This window comes from Rhodoferax sp. RT4P68 (assembly GCF_056521305.1).
In genome coordinates this window covers 22,007-38,282 of the sequence record NZ_JBWMBB010000012.1, presented here as the reverse complement: position 1 = coordinate 38,282, position 16,276 = coordinate 22,007, and the positions used below count along the sequence as shown (strand labels likewise).

The following is a 16,276-nucleotide window of genomic DNA, read 5'->3' as shown; positions in this document are numbered from 1 at the left end:
CTGCGCGGGCTGCGCAGGGAGGGGGACGCGCGCACAGCCTCAGCCCAGCTTGCAGCCGGCGCCCGAATCGGACAGCGCCTTGGCAGCGATGCCGATGACCTTGTTTTCCTTGTTCTCCACGCGGCGCAGGTACATGTCCTGCACCGGGTTGTGGGCCTTGCTCATGGTCCACTTGCCGCGCGGGCTGTCGATGGTGGCCGACTCCATGGCCTTGTACAGCGCGGCCTTGTTGCCGGTCAGATCGCCGTTGACGGCCTTGGCGCCCTGGGCCAGCAGCAGACCGGTGTCATAACCCTGGACGGCGTACACGTCCGGCTGGCTGCGGAACATCTTGACGTACTCCAGCCGGAACTGCTTGTTGCGCGGCGTGTCCAGCGCGTCGCTGTAGTGCATGGTGGTGATGATGCCGTCGGCAGCGGGGCCGGCGGCTTCCAGCACGCCCTCGGTCAGGAAGCCCGAGCCATACAGCGGGATCTTGTCCTTCAGGCCCGCGGCCGCGTAGTCGCGGATGAACTTGGCCGCGCCGCCACCGGCGAAGAAGCAGGCCACGGCGTCGGGCTTGAGCGAGGCGATCTCGGTCAGCAGCGCCTGGAACTCCACATTGGGGAACGGCAGGCCCAGTTCCTTGACGATGGTGCCACCGGCCTTGGTGTAGCTCTCCTTGAAGCCCTCGAAGGCCTCGTCGCCGGCCGCGTATTTCCAGGTGATCCAGACCGCGCGCTTGTGGCCTTTGTCGAACATGGCCTGGCCCAGCGCCAACGTGGGCTGCGAGTTGGTAAAGCTGGTGCGGAACACGTTGGGCGCGCACAGGGCGCGTGTGGCGGCATGCACGCCGGCGTTGGGGATCAGCGTCAGCACGCCGCTGTCGCGTGCCACCTTCTGGATGCCCATCTGCACGCCCGAATGCACGGTGCCGATCAGCACGTCGACCTTGTCGCGCTGCACCAGCTTGTTGGCGTTCTCGATGCCCTTGGCCGGCTCGGATTCGTCGTCGACCTTGAACCACTCGATCTCGCGCCCGCCCAGCTTGCCGCCCTGTTCAGCGATTGCCATGCGCACGCCGTTCTCGATGGCCACGCCCAACTGCGCGAACGTGCCCGTGTAGGGCAGCATGAAGCCCACCCGCACCTTGGCGCCCTGGGCACGGGCCAGTTGCGGCAGCAGCAGGCCGGTGGAGGCGGCGCCCACCAGGGCGGCGCTGCGGGACAGGACGATGCGGCGGGTGGTGCTCATGTGTTTCTCCGTGGGTCAATTGTTTAGGTCTAAAGAATTTATCGCAATCCGGGCGGCGCCGCGCCTATGACTTTCCCGAGGGTTGGCGGCTCATGTGGGCACCTGGGCCAGGGCGTTTGGCAGCCAGGTGCGGCACCAGGCGGTGGCCACCTCCTCGGGTACGCTGCCATCGCTGGCGTCCAGCGTGAAGATGTCGCCCACGCGCTGCGCACCCAGGCCCTGCAGCCGTTCGTCGAACCGAACGCCGCCCTGCGCGAAGGTGGCGCCATGCGCGCCCATGTCGCCCAGCGCGATCACGCCGTAGCGCACATGGCCCAGGTAGGCGGGCTGGTCATCCAGCGCGGCATACAGCGCGTGTGCGTTGTCGGGCAGGTCGCCGGCGCCATAGGTGGACGTGCAGATCAGGTACAGGGCAGTCTCGGAGAACACGTCGGTGGTCAGACCGTCCATCATCTGCAATTCGACCTGTTCGACCAGATCGGCGCAATCCATCTCGATGGCCTGGGCGACGTACTCGGCGGTGTTGGTCACGGTGCCGACCAGAATCTTCAATTTCATGCCATCTCCGTTGGTGCACTAAACTGCGTGTCGCCGTGTCGACAGGCAGTATATTGCCTTCTTGATGCGGCGCAAGACGGCACGGCCTGCGGCAAACCCTTGGTGGGCCGGGCCGCTGGTAGAGGTCGTGGCGCGTCGTTCAGGACGGCCTCACGGTGCGGCGCAGCGCCCGTATCAAGTCCGACTGCGTGATGATGCCGACCACCCGCCGCTCCTCGTCCAGCACCGGGATGTGGTGGTGCCCGGCGTCCGAGAACAGGGGCAGCAACTCGGCGATGAAACGGTCTGCGCTGGCGATGCGCACTTCGCGCGTCATGATTTGGCCCACCACCTCGGGCTTGTCGGTGCTGCTCAGACCGGAGGCGCGGATCAGGTGCTTGAGCCGGGCACCCAGGCCGTCGATGGCGTCGAAATCCGCGTGCTGCATGAAGTCGGCCACCGTCAGGATGCCGACGATGCGCCGGGCCTTGTCGGTCACGGGCACGGCCTTCACGCGGCGCGCGCGCATCTGCTGCCAGGCCTGCGCCAGGGGCGTGCCGAACTGCACGCACAGCAGGTCGCGCGACATGATGTCGCGGCACCGCAGGTCGCCGAACTTGCGCTCGTAGGCGGCCGATTCGGCGTAGTGCAGCAGGCGCTCCAGGTCGTCACGGCTGATGTCCAGCACCTGGTCGTAGTGCGCCAGTGCGGCGTCCAGATCAGCGCTGCTGAAGCGGGTCGTCTGCCCAGACGGCGCTGCCGTGGGCGCATGCATCGCGTGGGGATAGCGCCGGCCGGTCAGCCGGTTGTAGGCCACGCCGGCCAGCACCACGATGACGGTGTCGATGAACACCGGGTTGAAGGCAAACGCGGGATCGGCCTGGGTCAGCACCGCCAGCAGGGCCGATGCGCCGCCCGGCGGGTGCAGGCAGCGCAGCAGGAACATCATGGCAATGGCCAGGCCCACACCCAACGGAGCGGCCAGGCCGATGTCGCCGGAAAGCCGGCCGCACGCGGCGCCGACCAGCGCCGACACGGTGTTGCCCATGATGGCGGGCCAGGGTTGGGCGAGCGGGCTCGACGGTACGGCAAACACCAGCACGGCGGTGGCGCCCAGCGGCGCGATCAGTTGCAGCCCGGGAAGGCCGGGGGCCAGCCACTGCGCGACCAGCGCCGCCGCCAGGATGCCGACGGCGCTGCCCATGGCGGCACGCGCGATCTCCGCCCGGCTGACCCTGCCACCGGCCACGAGGCCGCCAGCTGCGGCGGCGTGCATCCAGGCTTTCAGGTCGGGCAGTTTCATGCGGCCCGGATCATATCGACGCGGGGGGCTGAGATCAGTCGATCAGTCCATCGGTCGTTGGGTCGATCAGGGCGCCGCGCTGCGCCAGCAGCTCGCGCAGCAGCGAGCGGTGGCAGCGGGCTTCTTGCTCGCAATAGCAACCGACCGAGAGCTGGGTGCCATGCGACAGCGCGGCCAGAAGGTCCAGGTTGCGGCTGGCTTCGGGCGCCTTCATTTCGGCCAGGTACGCGCGACGGAAGCGCGACCAGTCCGCGTCCGTACCAGAGGCCTGCGCCGCCTGCCCCAGCGCCATGGTCTCGGCGCTCGGCGCCAGGTTGGGGTACCAGCAGTCATACCAGTTGCCGGATGCGAACGCGCTTTTGGGCACGCCGCGCGGCGGGCGCCGCACGGTGCCGATGCGCAAGCCCTCGTCGGCCGCGCGCGGGGTGCCCAGGCGCACGATTCTGAGCACCATGCAGATCTCCTTTTTGCTGTTGTTCGGTAGCCGTAGACCGGGTTAGAATCGCGGGCTTCGGAGCGTAGCGCAGTCTGGTAGCGCATCTGGTTTGGGACCAGAGGGTCGTAGGTTCGAATCCTATCGCTCCGACCAATAGATAGTACAAAGGCCGACAGGGACATACACCTGGCGGCCTTTTTCATTGGGAAAACAGCCGGATAAGCGACAGGGAGCGACAGGGGCTGACGTTGACTGACGGCCGAAAGCGGGGGTACAAGCGGGGGTGCAGAGTCCGTTTTTTTAAGTCCCTGGCCCGTGTACCCCCTGCACCGGCCAACCACACCCCAGAGCCACCATGTTGACCGACGCTCAATGCAAGAACGCCACGTGCCCCGCAGACCGTCGGCAAGCCCGCTACGCCGACTCGGGCGGGCTCTATCTGCAAGTCAGCCCTGCAGGCTCGCGGCGCTGGTTTCTGAAGTACCGCACCAACGGCGTGGAGAAGCAGCTGGCGCTCGGCAGCTATCCGACCGTGAGCCTATCCGCAGCTAGGAAGGCCCGCGACGCCGCCAAACTGGACAAGGCGGCGGGGAACGACCCGGTGCAGGTGCGCAAGGTCAGTAAGCTCAAGGCCCGCGCCGTCGAATCGGATGCATTCAAAGCGACAGCCCTGGAGTGGTACGGGAAGCACAAAGGCCGTTGGAGCGAGCACTACGCCGTTCGCGAACTGCGCAACCTCGAAAAGGATCTGTTCCCACACTTCGCGGACCGAGCGATCGGCGGCATCGAACCGATCGAGTTGTTGGCCGCACTTCGGCGAGTCGAGGAGCGCGGGGCGTTGGACGTTGCCGGCCGGGTGCTCATGACGGCTCGCGCGGTGTGGCGCTACGCCGTGGCGACGGCGCGCGCACCGCGCGACATCACCGCCGACCTGAAAGGCGCGCTGACACCCCACAAGAAAAGGCACTTCGCTGCAATCACAGACCCCAAGAAACTCGGCGAGCTTGTCCGCGTCATCCGTGGCTATCAGGGAGGGCCTATCGTCCGCGCGGCTCTGCAGCTTGCGCCTCTCCTGTTTCAGCGACCAAACGAGCTGCGTGGCGCCACATGGGCCGAGATCGACCTGGAGGCCGCACTGTGGACCATCCCGGCCGCGCGCATGAAGCGGCGCAAGGAAGGCAAGGAGAACGGCCCTCCGCACGTGGTGCCGTTACCCCACCAGGCCGTCGAGGTTCTGAGCGGCCTCCATGCATATTCAGGCCGCGGCGCAATGGTGTTCCCTGGCGAGCGAAGTCACGAGCGGCCGATCTCAGACAACACCCTGAGGGCGGCGCTGCTGACGCTCGGCTATGGCCCGACCGTGCAGACCGTTCACGGTTTCCGCGCGACTGCTCGCACTATGCTGGCCGAGCAACTGGAGGCCGATCCGCTGGTGATCGAGGCGCAGCTGGCGCACCAGGTCAAAGACGTCAACGGCCGGGCCTACAACCGCACGCAGTACCTCAAGCAGCGCGCCGTGATGATGCAGCAGTGGGCCGACTATCTGGACAAGCTGGCATCGGGCGCTGGACTCCTGCCGCTGCGATCGGTTGCATGATGGACGAGGTGCCCCTGGATTGGGACTGGTACAACCGTCTGGCTTCCCACCACATCTATGCGCTCGTTGGACTGTCGTTCGGCATCGACCCTGCCGCGTGCAAGCCGTACGGGTGTCTTGAGTTCGTCGGTACCGACTATCCGCAAGGGTTTCGTGATCGATCGATCCTGACCTATGAAGCGGCCAGAGTTGGCCGGAATCTGCAGCCTATCGAACACGCCGATCTATTGGGCCGGAAATTCGACGCGGACGCGGGTGTCGTGCATGGCCAATGGTGGGAGCTCGACACGCTTGCTTTCCGGCAGTTCTGCGATCTCCAAGCGTGGCAGGTCCCGCCCGATTTCCTGCCAGTGGGGTACCAACCGGGCAAGAACAACCTGATCAAGGCAGATGTGGTTGAGGGAACGGAATCGACCGCTGAACGACGTGCGCGTCGGTACCAGCTATGCATTGATGCCGGGCTATGCATGCCGACCGATACCTACGCACACCTTCCTAGAGGGATTGGCAAATTGGCGGATGCCGAAGGCATCTCCCGGCAGTCGTTCAGCGACGACGTAAAAGCCCACATAGCGTATCTGTACGGCAGGTGATCGGCAGGTAACCGGCAGGCGACTGCCTGCCGCTGCAGCCCGGAGACTCCTGCCCAATCCTTGTGATGTTGCAAGGAGAGACAAAGGGGTCTTGAGAATGATGTCGATACTGAGGATGCCGGCTGTAAAGGTCGCTACGGGCCATCCGAGCCACGCAAGCATTTACGAAGCCATCAGAGCGGGCTTGTTCACCAAGCCGGTGCCCATCGGCGCACGCGCTGTCGGCTGGCCTGACTATGAGGTGGCGACCATTACCGCCGCGCGGATCGCAGGCAAAAGTCAGGACGAAATCCGCGGATTGGTGCAGCAAATGCACGAGAAGCGCAAGACGGCGCTGGAAGCGGTCGCAGCATGAGGGCCGACATGATGGACGCACAAAATGCAAAAAACCGGGTGGCAGCCCGGCAATGTGCAGATCAAGGATCAGTCAAACGCAGCGCTCATTCTAAGGTCCTCCGGGACTTTCCGAAAGTGTCCGCCATCGCACGGCGTGGCGCCGGCGGACAGTGGTTCCTGACTGTGTTGGCCTGCCCGTTCTGCAACGGCCGGCACTTTCATGGCGGACACGTGCTTGAGCGACCCGACTCGGGCACACGCGTTGCCGACTGCGGCGGCGGTACCTATGACGTGGTGATCGTCGACGATGCCGCCGTGGTTCGCGCGCTCGGTATCGACGCGGCGCAGTTGCACGGGGCGGTGCGGGAGTTGCGCACCCTTCGAGCGATCGAACGGCGGTTCAAGTTGGCGCTGGGGTCGATCGCGGCGATCATGAACCGAGCGGCCGAGGTGATGTCATGAAAGCGGCATCCAGGGCGAAGGCCGCATCCAAGGTCACAGCCGCACAAGCGGATGCACGCGCACTGCAGCACTTGGCGGTGCATGTGTCGCGCCAGGTCCGAGTTCATCCTGAACTGATCTTTCGCGCGGTCCTGCTGACGGAAAGCACGGGTTGGAGCGTCGACAAGCTACTGGGATGGGCGCCGGGCACGTTCGATCGTGCCATGCCGTCTCAGATTGCCGTGTGTGCCGAGACCGGCGCCGTGACGCTCGCCGACTGAAGCACGCCGCCCACTGCCTGCGCTGATGCGCGGCAGTGGGCTACATCACAAGGAATTATTCGAATGACTGCATCTTTGCAGATGGCGGCAGCACGCGCGCCCGTACACCATCGCGTCGTCGGCGACGCCATCTCGATCCTCACGGCCTCCGGGTCGCTGCTGCTCACCAAGACCTGGCTCCCCGGCGGCGACGTCAAGCCCTACGACGACGCCAAGAACTTCAAGCTGCGCAAGGTCGATGTCACCGACATCTTCACGCTGCACAAGGTACTGCTGAAACTGGCCGGCATGCGCCAGTCCTGCATCATCCGCGGTGGCTACATCGGCGACGAGCTCGCCGTGCCGATCATGCGCGGCGAAGAGGGCTGGTCCGAGAACCACGTGCTGCGCAAGGAACTCGTGTTCAAGGACCGGGCACTGCACAGCATCATGATCGACGTGGACAAGTTCCGACCCGGTGGTGGGCTGGACCTGGCTGACCCCACGCCGGGGATCGACGAGTTCATCGCCCAGCACCTGCCCGAGTGCTTCTACGGCCGCACCTACCACTGGCAACTGAGCAGTTCGGCCGGTCTGCAGAAGAACGAGGGCGTGCTGAAGGCGCACCTGTGGTTCTGGCTGGACACGGCCTACACCAGCGCCGAGTTGATCGCCTGGCGGCGCCAGCAGAAACTGACCCAGGTCGACGAGGCCGTGTTTCGCGTGGTGCAGGCGCTCTACACCGCCGACCCAGTGATGACCCCCGGCGTGGTCGACCCGGTGGCCGTGCGCAGCGGCCTGAGCGACGGCGTGTTCGGCGACTCGGTGCCACTGGTGATCGACAAGGCCGCCATGGGCGTCGCCGTCGCGTCGTCCAAGACCGAGGCGTCCGAGGAACTGGACACGGCGGTCTCCAACGACCCGGTTGCCCAATTGCTGTACGCCAAGGGCATGGTGCTCAGTGCGTCGGCGCGCGGCCGCCTGTATGTGCAGTGCCCGCGGCAGGATCTGCATACGGACGGCAAGACCGGGCCCACGTCCTGCGCCTACTTCCCTGCGTTCACCAACGGCTACCGGCAGGGCAACTTCAAGTGCCTGCACGCGTCCTGTGAAGGCGCCGCGCAGCACTTGTTCACCCAGGCGCTCGGTATCTCGGTGGATGGCGTGGTGGAGCCGAATGCGGATGGCTTCGAAGACTTGGATCTGGTGGACGCGGATGCGCAGTCTGTCTTAGGGCGCTTGCGACTCTTGTCCAAAGGTGATGTCCTGGCCACTTGGCCAGGACTTGCGGCAGCACTCTCGCGCGACGATGCGGCCGTGGTCGTTGAGGAAGTTGAGCGCCTGACAGGGAAAGGGCGGCGCTTGTTGAACGCGACGCTTCGAGACACCAAAGCGACCGTGAAGCGCGCTCGGCTGAAGCGCGATGCAGGCGCGCGCGAGTTAGTGCACTTCAAGCCTGAAAACTCGGCTGAGCTGACCCAGGCGGTAGGGCGCAAGATCTTGGAGAAGGGCCGCCCAGAAGACTTTTTTACCTATGCCGGCCGGCCGTCCCGGATTGTCGAGACGGTACAGCCGTATGCGCACATGATCGATGCTCCCGACCAGAGACCGCCGACGACGATGCAGATCGAAGCGCTTACCCCGGTGACCGTCCGGGCGCTGATTGAGCAACACGTGGTCTTCCAGTCGGAGACCATCAAAGGGCCAGTGAACGTCTCTGTTCCGGGGGTGATCATCGACTGCCTCCTCGAAATGCCGCCACCTGAAACACCGGCCGTGACAGGGCTTCTTTGCCACCCGATCGTTCTTCGCAATGGATCGATCCTCGCCACCAACGGCCTTGACGTGGCAACCGGCCTGTACGTCCACGGTGTGGCCGTTGACGGCTTGCGACCGTACAAACGGGCTGAGGCGTCTGAGGCGTTGGCCCGGCTGGAATCAACGTTCCTTGCAGGATTTTCTTTTGCATCCAATCGGGAACGACACGTCGCACTTGCGGGTCTGGTAACGGCCATCGAGCGCCGTGCACTGGACAGTGCCCCCGGACTGGCCATTCTTGCTGCTGTCCAGTCGTCGGGCAAGACGACGCTGGCGCGCCGAATCTTCGTCACGCTCACCGGAAAAGACATGCCGGTGGTCACACTGCCGGTTGGACACGACGACGAGATCGAGAAGCGGCTGCTGGCGCTGCTGCTGCGTTCGCCTGCGATGATCACGTTTGACAACGTGCCTGACGGTCTCACGGTCAACGGCGGCGCCGCATTGAACAGCGCGATTACCGCCCCTGAGTTCGAGGGGCGGCTGCTAGGGAATTCGCGCATGCTGACGGTTCCTTCCAATGCGTTTTTTTGCCTGACCGGCAACAACCTGGGGCTTGGCCGCGATGAGGTTTCCCGATGGCTGACAACGGCGCTCGCACCGCCGGATGCGCGGCCCGAATCACGGGTGTTCAAGAATCCCGACGTGGTCGGCCATGCTCGTTCAATCCGCGACGAGGTGCTGCGCGATGTGGTCGGCATCGTGTCCGGCTTTCTTCAGTCTAGAGATGACTTGCAACTGAAGTCCGGTAGCCGCTTTGTGCAGTGGGACCGACTGGTCCGGCAGCCCCTGATATGGGCCGGCGCTGATGATCCGGCCGTGTGCTTCGAGATCAACGCGGACGAGGCGCCACATGCTCAGGCGATGCGACGGCTGATCCTAGGGTTCCTTGAGGTTTTCAAGGACGAGCCTTTTTCTGCGAAAAGTGTCGTAGATGTCGCCACGGGATGGCCGGCCGCTGATGCTGAGGGCGCGCGCGATCTGATCGAAAGCGCACTGCATGACCTTCGGTGCAAAGACGTTCGCAGCACTCGTTCCGTGGGGCGCGCCTTGAGTGCAGCCGTTGGGCGTCCGGTCGACTTGGACAACCAGACGTACGCCGTTCAGGTTCAGCTAGATCGCAATGGTATTGGCGCATTTCGAGTGGTCCGGGTGCGGGGTTTGTAGGGGTTATTTCGGCTTTTTTTTCCCCGTCAGTTTTCAGAATGATTTTTCTTTAAATATTGCATTTGGAGTGGGAGCGGTTGGAAAACGGGGCAAATAACCCCTACAAACCCCGCGCCCAGGTCGGCCACCCTCGCCCAGGTCGGCCACCCTCGCCCAGGTCGGCCACCCGCGCCCAAGTCGGCCACCCGCGCCCAGGTCGGCCACCCGCGCCGTCGCCAGCCTTGTCGCTGTAGCTGTAGCTGTTGCTGTAGCTGTAGCTGGTGCTGGTGCTGGTGGTGGTGCTGGTGGTGGTGGTGGTGGTGCTCATGTCGCGTCCTCGCGCCGGGGCCTGGGCGCTGCGTCCACGCACATCTCGTGCCCCGGCCCGCCGTCAGCCGCGCAACACACCAGCCAACACGCACAACTTTGCAGGTTCCTAAAAGTCGCGGGGGTCCCTGACGCGATTGAAAGGGCACACGGGCACAAAGAGGCGTGGTGCACACGCAACCCCAACTTTTTTAGACTGAAAAGTAATAAAGGATCGCTACTTCTAAAGTATTCCGGCGGGGCCCCCCTGGGCAGGGGGTCACCCACCCCCCTTCAAAAGTATTCCGGCGGGGCCCCCCTGGGCAGGGGGTCGACCAACTCTCCATCGCGACGCCCATTGCGAGATCCAGGGACGGGCCGGCGTTCAGTTGATCGCGCTGGTCGATTAAAAAAAATCCCGAATGAGGTTTCTCTCGCGCGCGAATTTTTTCGGCCCGCCGACCACGACCACGAGCACGATCACGGCCACGCCGTCGACGACGCAATCGATAAGCCGTCGACCACGCCGTCGGCCACGCCGTCGGCCACGCCGTCGGCCACACCGTCGGCCACGCCGTCGGCCACGCCGTCGGCCACGCCGTCGGCCACGCCGTCGACCACGCACCCTGCAGGAACGGCAAAAGGCGCCCACGCAGGCGCCCGGTGCTGGTCTGCTGCGAAATCCGCGTCAGGCGACGGCTTGCATCCGAAGGATGGTCGGATGCGACACGCCCAGCAGCCGGGCAACCTCGCGCACTCCCTTTCCTTCGACCAGCATCGCCCGGGCCTGTGCTTGCTGGACATCCGACAGGGCGGGTTTGCGGCCCAACTTCTTGCCTTCGGCCTTGGCGCGCTCCAGACCCGCATGCGTGCGCTCGACCAATTGGTCCCGCTCGAACTGTGCGAAGGCGGCGAACATTCGGCGCACGAGGTCGCCGGCCGCCGACGTGACGTCAGACACCGGCAGGTCCAGCACGATCAACCGAACCCCGGCCGACTGCAGCAGGGCCACAGTGCGGTCTATGTCGCTGGCGTTGCGCCCCAGGCGGTCCAACTTGGTCACCACCAACGTGTCCCCCTCTTCCAACTTCTCCACCAGCTTGGAGAAGGCAGGGCGGTCCATGGCCGGCACGGTCCCGCTGATCGTCTCTGCAACGACACGGGCGGGCTTGATCTCATAGCCCGCTTGCTTGGCCTGAAGCGACTGGTTGTCGGTGCTTTGCTCGGCAGTGGACACGCGGCAGTACAGGAAGGTGCGGGACATGGTGGTTCTCGTTGGTTCGTTAACGTGGTACGAATTATGAGTGGTACATAACTCGACGTCAAGGACTTTCGTACCAGCTATTGCTTACGGGCTGCAGTGGTAGAGATACGGTCGATTGAGTACCACGGCGTAATTGCGAAATTGCCCCGCAGGACATCCCCGGCGGCGTCAGGGACCATCAGTCATACCGTGCCATTTGCTCCTTACGCACCGATTGAAAGCGACCATGCACTCCAAACCAAGCCAGCCGCTCAGCGCTGCGCAGAGTCCCGACGCGCTGTTGAAGGTTCAGACCGTGACAGCCCTCACCGGTCTGGCTGCGTCAACGGTGCGCCGCCTTGTCGCCGCTGGCGAGTTCCCCCAACCCCTCACCGTGGCTACGCGTTGCACCCGCTGGCGCGCTGGTGCCGTCACCGCCTGGCTTCAGGCTCAGGTGCGCTGAGCTCCAACCTGTCCCCCCGTCCATCCACTTACAGGAGTACCCATGTCACACACCAGAGCTACCCACTTGCGAGACATCGAATCGGAGGCCGCCACTCTGCAGGCACAGCGGCAGGAGGTCGACCTCGACGGCGCCACTTCCGAGCGCGACGCCGCACGGGCGGCACTCGCTGCACACGAGGCACGCGGATCGCAAGGCCTTGACCCCGAATGGACAAGGCTGTCGAGGGCCGCCAGCGCGGCCGAGAACAACCTGGGCAACACGCAGTACCACGCGCGCCACCTGGATGAGGCCCTGGCACCGTTGACTGAGATGTTGAGCGGCCCAGCCCGCGTAGCGAAGGCCCAGCAGGGCGCGGACGCGACCGGGCAGCGGCTGGCAGCGGCGGGCGAGGTTGTCACCGACGTGCAGGGCACAGCGTCGCGCTTGCGTGATCTTCTGGCAGACGCCCAGGCAATCCACATGCGCGCACTCGAAGCCGCGGCGAGATCCGCACTCGACGCCGCGAAGGCTGGCCGAACAGCGCCTACAGCGACGGCAGACACCGCCCAAGTCCAGACCCTGGAACAGGCGCTGACCATGGCCGAGGATGAACTGGCGCACGCCCAAGCCGACCACTCGGCGGCCGAGCAGGCGCACAACGACGCGTTGCTGGTTCTGCAGTCTGCACAGCGCGACGAGGAACGGCTTCGGTTCGAGATTGCGCTTCGCGACTTCGCGCCGTGCGTGGCTCGGTACCGCAAAGCGATCGGCCGTCGCGACTACATGCCGGCCGACGACCTGCGCCGGTACGTGTCGGCGGCCGAACGCGCGGCCGCCTGACGGGGAGCACCGCCATGGACCGTCACCTGTTCACGATGGGGGTGTTGACGCTTCTCACGAAGCGCTATGACCAAATGCGCCGGGCGATGGAAGCTCACGGGATCGTTGGCGCCGGTGGTACCGCACCCACACGCCGCACGGTCGGCGCCGGCCCGGGCGTTGCGCACCGCTGGCACGGCACCAAGTTGCAGTTGAAAAAGCCTGACGGGAACTGGGGCCAGGAAGTGGACCTACGCGGCCCACGTGGCGGGGCGGCTGTCGTCAGGGCCAGCAGTGCCGAGACACCGCCAGCGCCTGAACGCATCCAGCGTACCGACTATGCCGACACCCGTTTCGCCTACGTCGGGTTTGCCTCTCGCGTCGTGCGGCTCGACTACAGCGTGCATCCGCCGCTGCGCGAGGTTGCACCGTCAGGCGATTGGGACGGCCGCCACGCGTTGGAGTACAGCCCAGGCTGATGGGCAGGTGGCCGCCGGGTGTCTGCGCCGGCAGTTACCCAGCCTCGCGCTTACCCCGCACCCAGCGGTTGTAGCCGTCGACGTCGATGATCAGCCGGCCATCCGGCGCACGGTGGTACTCACGGCCCTGAAGCCATACACCAATCTCGATCTTCTTCTCCACGGCCTTGACCGAATATCCGGTCATCTCGCAGAACTTGGTGATCACTGGATTCGGCCCGACAAATGCGTTCATGATCATTGGATGTTCTCCTTAGCGTTCATGGTTTCGAAGGCGTGTTCCCACGCCGCGTAGCCAGCAGCCGCAGCGCGGACTTCTGACATCTTGATGCCGTGCTTGCGGGCGTACAGCTTTGCGCATTCACGCAAAGTGTCCTTGACCCAAGGTGCCGCGTTTGCCGGCACGGCGTTGATCAACTCCGCGATGTTGCGGGTCGCCTCGTCGTAGGTGCCGGCATAGCGGCCCATGGCATCGTCCAGGCTTGCGGGGGTGTCGATGGTGAACGTCGTGTGCATGTGTTTGCTCGATGGGTTGATGGTGCATTCATTGTGATTCATCGAATCTGATGACGTCAAGCATTCTTTGTGATTCAATGAATATGCTAAATTGCTAAACATGCAGTCAACAAAACGGCCCCGTGGCGGCCAACCAAAGCCCGAAGCGCAACGACTCGTGCAACGCTCTGTCCGGCTGCTGCCCGCGCATTGGGAGAAGATCGACGCCTACGGCTTGCCGTGGCTGCGCATGCTGATCGAGCGCGCGAAGCCGCCCGCGACGTGACGCACGTCGAATACCGAGATATCGTCGGCAGAAAAAAGGGCGTTCAATGAAGACGTTGCAATCGTTCATCGCGGTCTGCGCCATGTTGGCCGCCGGTCATTCGTTGGCCATCAACAAGTGCACCGGGCCAGACGGCAAGGCGGTGTTCCAGGACCGTCCCTGCGCTGGCGCAGGGGAGAAGATCACCGTACGGCCGGCATCCGGTCACGCACCGGAACCTGCAGCCGTAGCGAGCGGCGCCAAGCCCATCACCGAAGCCGAAAGGCTAAACGCCATCACGACAGCCAGCCAGCGTGAGCGCAGGCGCAGGGAGATGGAGATCCTTCTGGTGCCCAATGCAGCGAGCGCTATCCACCGACAACGCACGGAGTGTGATAGTGAACTACGCGCACTGCAGGCACGCAAGCTGTCCGCATCGAACAACCTAGCAGGTGCCACATGGGAGGCATCCATATCTTCAGAGATGACAGCCATAGCCACCAGGTGTGACACACGCAACCGTGAACTACGCGACGACCTAGAGGCTATGCGCAGGGAGTGCCGGGAACTGGGCGGGTGTACCTAGGACAATTCCTTGGTTTATTCGGCCGAATAAACCGAAAAAACCCAACACGGCCCCACAACGAAAAAACCCAGCCGAAGCTGGGTTCTCGCGTCCTGTCCTATCGTGCCTGGCAAACGCTCCCGTGTCCCGCTCGGCAGCCCGGCCGACTGAATAACGCATCGTCGGCATGCGGACCCCTTAGTCCCCGCGCCAGTCTACGGCCGGTTGCCGAAGAGTTCAAGCGGGTACAGCCCCCGCTGGTCGAGTGCGCGCTGTGCGAGCGCCTGCTGGTCGAGGGCGTTGTGGTCACCGGCTTGGTGGTCGAGGGCGTGCTAGTCACCGACGGGGTGGTCACCGACGGGGTGGTCACCGACGGGGTGGTCGCTGGCGTGGTGGTCGAGCGCCTGCTGGTCGGCCGACGTGGTGCGTGCCGGCGCGCTGGTCACCGGCTTAGTGGTCGAGGGCGTGCTTGTCGAAGGCGTCCTGGCACCGGCGTGATGGGCGCAGCGGTGGCGGGGCCTGATATGGCACACCGGCGCTGTGCACAAGTCCTACTGTAATGAAGTCGACAACTATCCAACGCGCCGGACAAACACAGCGGGAAGGCATCTCTAGGTTGTCCCCGCGGCCGGTTAACAACTCTCTGGATAACTGCCCTGGCATGCGGGGGGATCTGCGCGGGGCGTGGCTCGCGAAGGGATGCTAAAAAAATGGGCAACAGCGGGTTGTGGGGTCTGGCGGCTGCGCCCATGCAGCGCCGGACAAAGACGCGCCAGCGTGTGGGGTGCGTACAACGTCCTAGCGAAATTTTTCGCCGAATTCCTTTGGCGTTGCCGGACTATCAAGGTCGCAGCAGCGCCGCGGTCTTGGGGGTACAGAGGGGGGTGCAAATCCGAAGGGAAAGGCTGTATGTCTAGCATCCATGCGGGTTTCCAGCCATCTTTCAATCGGTATCGCTCCGACCATCTTTGTACGGGTTTCGGCTGTTGTGGTCGAAGCCCGTTTTCTTTGGTGCGGGCCATCGGGCATTGGCATTTCACCGCGCCGCCCCCAGCCGCCCCAGGATTTCATCGCGCACCGCCACCAACTGCGGCCCGTGCTGCTCCAGCATGGCTTTGCGCGGCAGCATGTAGGCGGGACCACCCAGGTTGATGGCGTAGATGCGTCCGCTGGACGGCTCGACCAGCGGCACGGCCACGCCGTGGATATCGCGTTGCCATTCGCCCAGTGAACAGCAAAAGCCCTGGCGTGCGAGGTCGCGCTGCGCCTGTTCGATGCCGCGCACCACGGCGGGCCAGTCGTCGCCATGGTGCGGCGCCAGCTCGGCCAGCACCGTGTCGCGCTGCGCCGGTGGCAGCGCGGCCAGCCAGGCGCGGCCCATGGCGCTGGTGGCCATCGGAATACGCGAGCCGGCATGCAGGCGCAGGCCGACCGGCCCTGCGCCCTCGCAGGTTTCGGCGTACAGCATGGAGTGGCGCTCGCGCACGCCCAGGCCGACGTTGGCATTGGCCTGGTGCGCCAGCCGCTGCATCGGCTCCAGGGCGACGCGCCGCACGCTCAGGCGGGCCAGTGCCATGTGACCGAGCGCCAGGCTGCTGCCGCCCAGGTCATAGGTCTCATGGCGTGGGTCGAAATGCAGGTAGCCCAGCTGCGTCAGCGTGTGCGTGAGGCGCGACACCGTGGCGCTCGGCATGCCGGTGCGCTCGGCAAGCTCGCGGTTGCCCAGCGGCGCGTCTTTGGCCTTGAACGCGGTCAGCACCTCCAGACCGCGCGCCAGCGCGACGACGAACTGGCGGTCGTCGTCCGCAGCCGCATCCAGACCCCCCGTCGCCTGTCGCGCACGCGGCGCGGACGCGTGCCGGCCACGTCGCATCGGCGGCGCGTCGGCGGCCGGTTCCGGGCGCGGCCGGGGCCGGCGCCCACGTTTTGCCGCAGGGGCTGGGTCAGGCTCGGTCATGA

Annotated in this window: 20 protein-coding genes and 1 tRNA gene; 11 read left to right on the top strand and 10 right to left on the bottom strand. The window is 64.9% G+C overall.

The window, feature by feature from the left end:
- Nucleotides 1-39: 39 nt before the first annotated feature.
- The 4 genes from AC099J_RS23060 to AC099J_RS23045 all read right to left on the bottom strand — a co-directional run bounded on the left by AC099J_RS23060 (nt 40) and on the right by AC099J_RS23045 (nt 3,527).
- Nucleotides 40-1,233, bottom strand: coding sequence for an ABC transporter substrate-binding protein (locus tag AC099J_RS23060; protein WP_479617639.1), 1,194 nt, complete (start codon nt 1,231-1,233; stop codon nt 40-42).
- A 90-nt stretch (nt 1,234-1,323) separates the two neighbouring features.
- The gene (locus tag AC099J_RS23055; protein WP_479617638.1) at nt 1,324-1,791 is read right to left on the bottom strand and encodes a flavodoxin domain-containing protein; all 468 of its coding nucleotides are present in this window, start codon (nt 1,789-1,791) and stop codon (nt 1,324-1,326) included.
- A 139-nt stretch (nt 1,792-1,930) separates the two neighbouring features.
- Nucleotides 1,931-3,073: an HPP family protein gene (locus AC099J_RS23050; protein ID WP_479617637.1), complete on the bottom strand. Its 1,143-nt coding sequence runs from the start codon at nt 3,071-3,073 to the stop codon at nt 1,931-1,933.
- A gap of 34 nt (nt 3,074-3,107) precedes the next feature.
- Nucleotides 3,108-3,527: a DUF488 domain-containing protein gene (locus AC099J_RS23045; protein WP_479617636.1), complete on the bottom strand. Its 420-nt coding sequence runs from the start codon at nt 3,525-3,527 to the stop codon at nt 3,108-3,110.
- 58 nt (nt 3,528-3,585) lie between these two features.
- Between AC099J_RS23045 and AC099J_RS23040 the strand changes: the two genes are divergently transcribed.
- The 7 genes from AC099J_RS23040 (at nt 3,586) to AC099J_RS23010 (ending at nt 9,721) form a co-directional block, all read left to right on the top strand.
- Nucleotides 3,586-3,662, top strand: a tRNA-Pro gene (locus AC099J_RS23040).
- Between the two features lie 202 nt (nt 3,663-3,864).
- A complete protein-coding gene (locus AC099J_RS23035; RefSeq protein ID WP_479617635.1) occupies nt 3,865-5,106 on the top strand; it encodes a tyrosine-type recombinase/integrase in 1,242 nt (413 codons plus the stop codon).
- A complete protein-coding gene (locus tag AC099J_RS23030) occupies nt 5,106-5,699 on the top strand; it encodes a hypothetical protein (protein ID WP_479617634.1) in 594 nt (197 codons plus the stop codon). The genes AC099J_RS23035 and AC099J_RS23030 overlap by 1 nt, the downstream gene beginning before the upstream one ends.
- Nucleotides 5,700-5,796: 97 nt before the next feature.
- A complete protein-coding gene (locus AC099J_RS23025; RefSeq protein WP_479617633.1) occupies nt 5,797-6,054 on the top strand; it encodes an AlpA family phage regulatory protein in 258 nt (85 codons plus the stop codon).
- 116 nt (nt 6,055-6,170) lie between these two features.
- Nucleotides 6,171-6,497, top strand: coding sequence for a hypothetical protein (locus tag AC099J_RS23020; RefSeq protein ID WP_479617632.1), 327 nt, complete (start codon nt 6,171-6,173; stop codon nt 6,495-6,497).
- On the top strand, nt 6,494-6,757 hold the full coding sequence (locus AC099J_RS23015) for a hypothetical protein (protein WP_479617631.1): 264 nt from the start codon (nt 6,494-6,496) through the stop codon (nt 6,755-6,757). Before AC099J_RS23020 ends, AC099J_RS23015 begins: the two co-directional genes overlap by 4 nt.
- A 63-nt stretch (nt 6,758-6,820) precedes the next feature.
- Nucleotides 6,821-9,721, top strand: a complete 2,901-nt coding sequence (locus tag AC099J_RS23010; RefSeq protein ID WP_479617630.1) for a hypothetical protein — start codon at nt 6,821-6,823, stop codon at nt 9,719-9,721.
- A 100-nt stretch (nt 9,722-9,821) separates the two neighbouring features.
- Here the strand turns inward: AC099J_RS23010 and AC099J_RS23005 are convergent, their stop codons facing one another.
- The 3 genes from AC099J_RS23005 to AC099J_RS22995 all read right to left on the bottom strand — a co-directional run bounded on the left by AC099J_RS23005 (nt 9,822) and on the right by AC099J_RS22995 (nt 11,270).
- On the bottom strand, nt 9,822-10,028 hold the full coding sequence (locus tag AC099J_RS23005) for a hypothetical protein (RefSeq protein ID WP_479617629.1): 207 nt from the start codon (nt 10,026-10,028) through the stop codon (nt 9,822-9,824).
- A 458-nt stretch (nt 10,029-10,486) separates the two neighbouring features.
- The gene (locus AC099J_RS23000) at nt 10,487-10,627 is read right to left on the bottom strand and encodes a hypothetical protein (RefSeq protein WP_479617628.1); all 141 of its coding nucleotides are present in this window, start codon (nt 10,625-10,627) and stop codon (nt 10,487-10,489) included.
- Between the two features lie 67 nt (nt 10,628-10,694).
- Complete coding sequence (locus tag AC099J_RS22995; RefSeq protein WP_479617627.1) at nt 10,695-11,270, bottom strand: recombinase family protein; 576 nt, start codon at nt 11,268-11,270, stop codon at nt 10,695-10,697.
- Between the two features lie 226 nt (nt 11,271-11,496).
- On the opposite strand from AC099J_RS22995, the gene AC099J_RS22990 reads away from it, so the two are divergent.
- The 3 genes from AC099J_RS22990 to AC099J_RS22980 all read left to right on the top strand — a co-directional run bounded on the left by AC099J_RS22990 (nt 11,497) and on the right by AC099J_RS22980 (nt 12,992).
- Nucleotides 11,497-11,712, top strand: coding sequence for a helix-turn-helix transcriptional regulator (locus AC099J_RS22990; RefSeq protein WP_479617626.1), 216 nt, complete (start codon nt 11,497-11,499; stop codon nt 11,710-11,712).
- Nucleotides 11,713-11,778: 66 nt separating this feature from the next.
- On the top strand, nt 11,779-12,534 hold the full coding sequence (locus AC099J_RS22985) for a hypothetical protein (protein ID WP_479617625.1): 756 nt from the start codon (nt 11,779-11,781) through the stop codon (nt 12,532-12,534).
- Between the two features lie 14 nt (nt 12,535-12,548).
- Entirely contained in the window at nt 12,549-12,992 is a 444-nt protein-coding gene (locus AC099J_RS22980) for a hypothetical protein (protein WP_479617624.1), read from the top strand.
- A 34-nt stretch (nt 12,993-13,026) separates the two neighbouring features.
- Here AC099J_RS22980 and AC099J_RS22975 read toward each other — a convergent pair whose 3' ends face one another.
- Complete coding sequence (locus AC099J_RS22975; RefSeq protein ID WP_479617623.1) at nt 13,027-13,233, bottom strand: excisionase; 207 nt, start codon at nt 13,231-13,233, stop codon at nt 13,027-13,029.
- Nucleotides 13,230-13,508 (bottom strand): hypothetical protein, encoded by a 279-nt coding sequence (locus tag AC099J_RS22970; RefSeq protein ID WP_479617622.1) that lies wholly within the window; start codon nt 13,506-13,508, stop codon nt 13,230-13,232. The genes AC099J_RS22975 and AC099J_RS22970 overlap by 4 nt, the downstream gene beginning before the upstream one ends.
- A 311-nt stretch (nt 13,509-13,819) precedes the next feature.
- Here AC099J_RS22970 and AC099J_RS22965 point away from each other — a divergent pair, with 311 nt between their 5' ends.
- On the top strand, nt 13,820-14,338 hold the full coding sequence (locus AC099J_RS22965) for a DUF4124 domain-containing protein (protein ID WP_479617621.1): 519 nt from the start codon (nt 13,820-13,822) through the stop codon (nt 14,336-14,338).
- A 1,015-nt stretch (nt 14,339-15,353) separates the two neighbouring features.
- On the opposite strand, the gene AC099J_RS22960 is transcribed toward AC099J_RS22965, so the two are convergent.
- On the bottom strand, nt 15,354-16,274 hold the full coding sequence (locus AC099J_RS22960; protein ID WP_479617620.1) for an IclR family transcriptional regulator: 921 nt from the start codon (nt 16,272-16,274) through the stop codon (nt 15,354-15,356).
- Between the last annotated feature and the right edge of the window lie 2 nt (nt 16,275-16,276).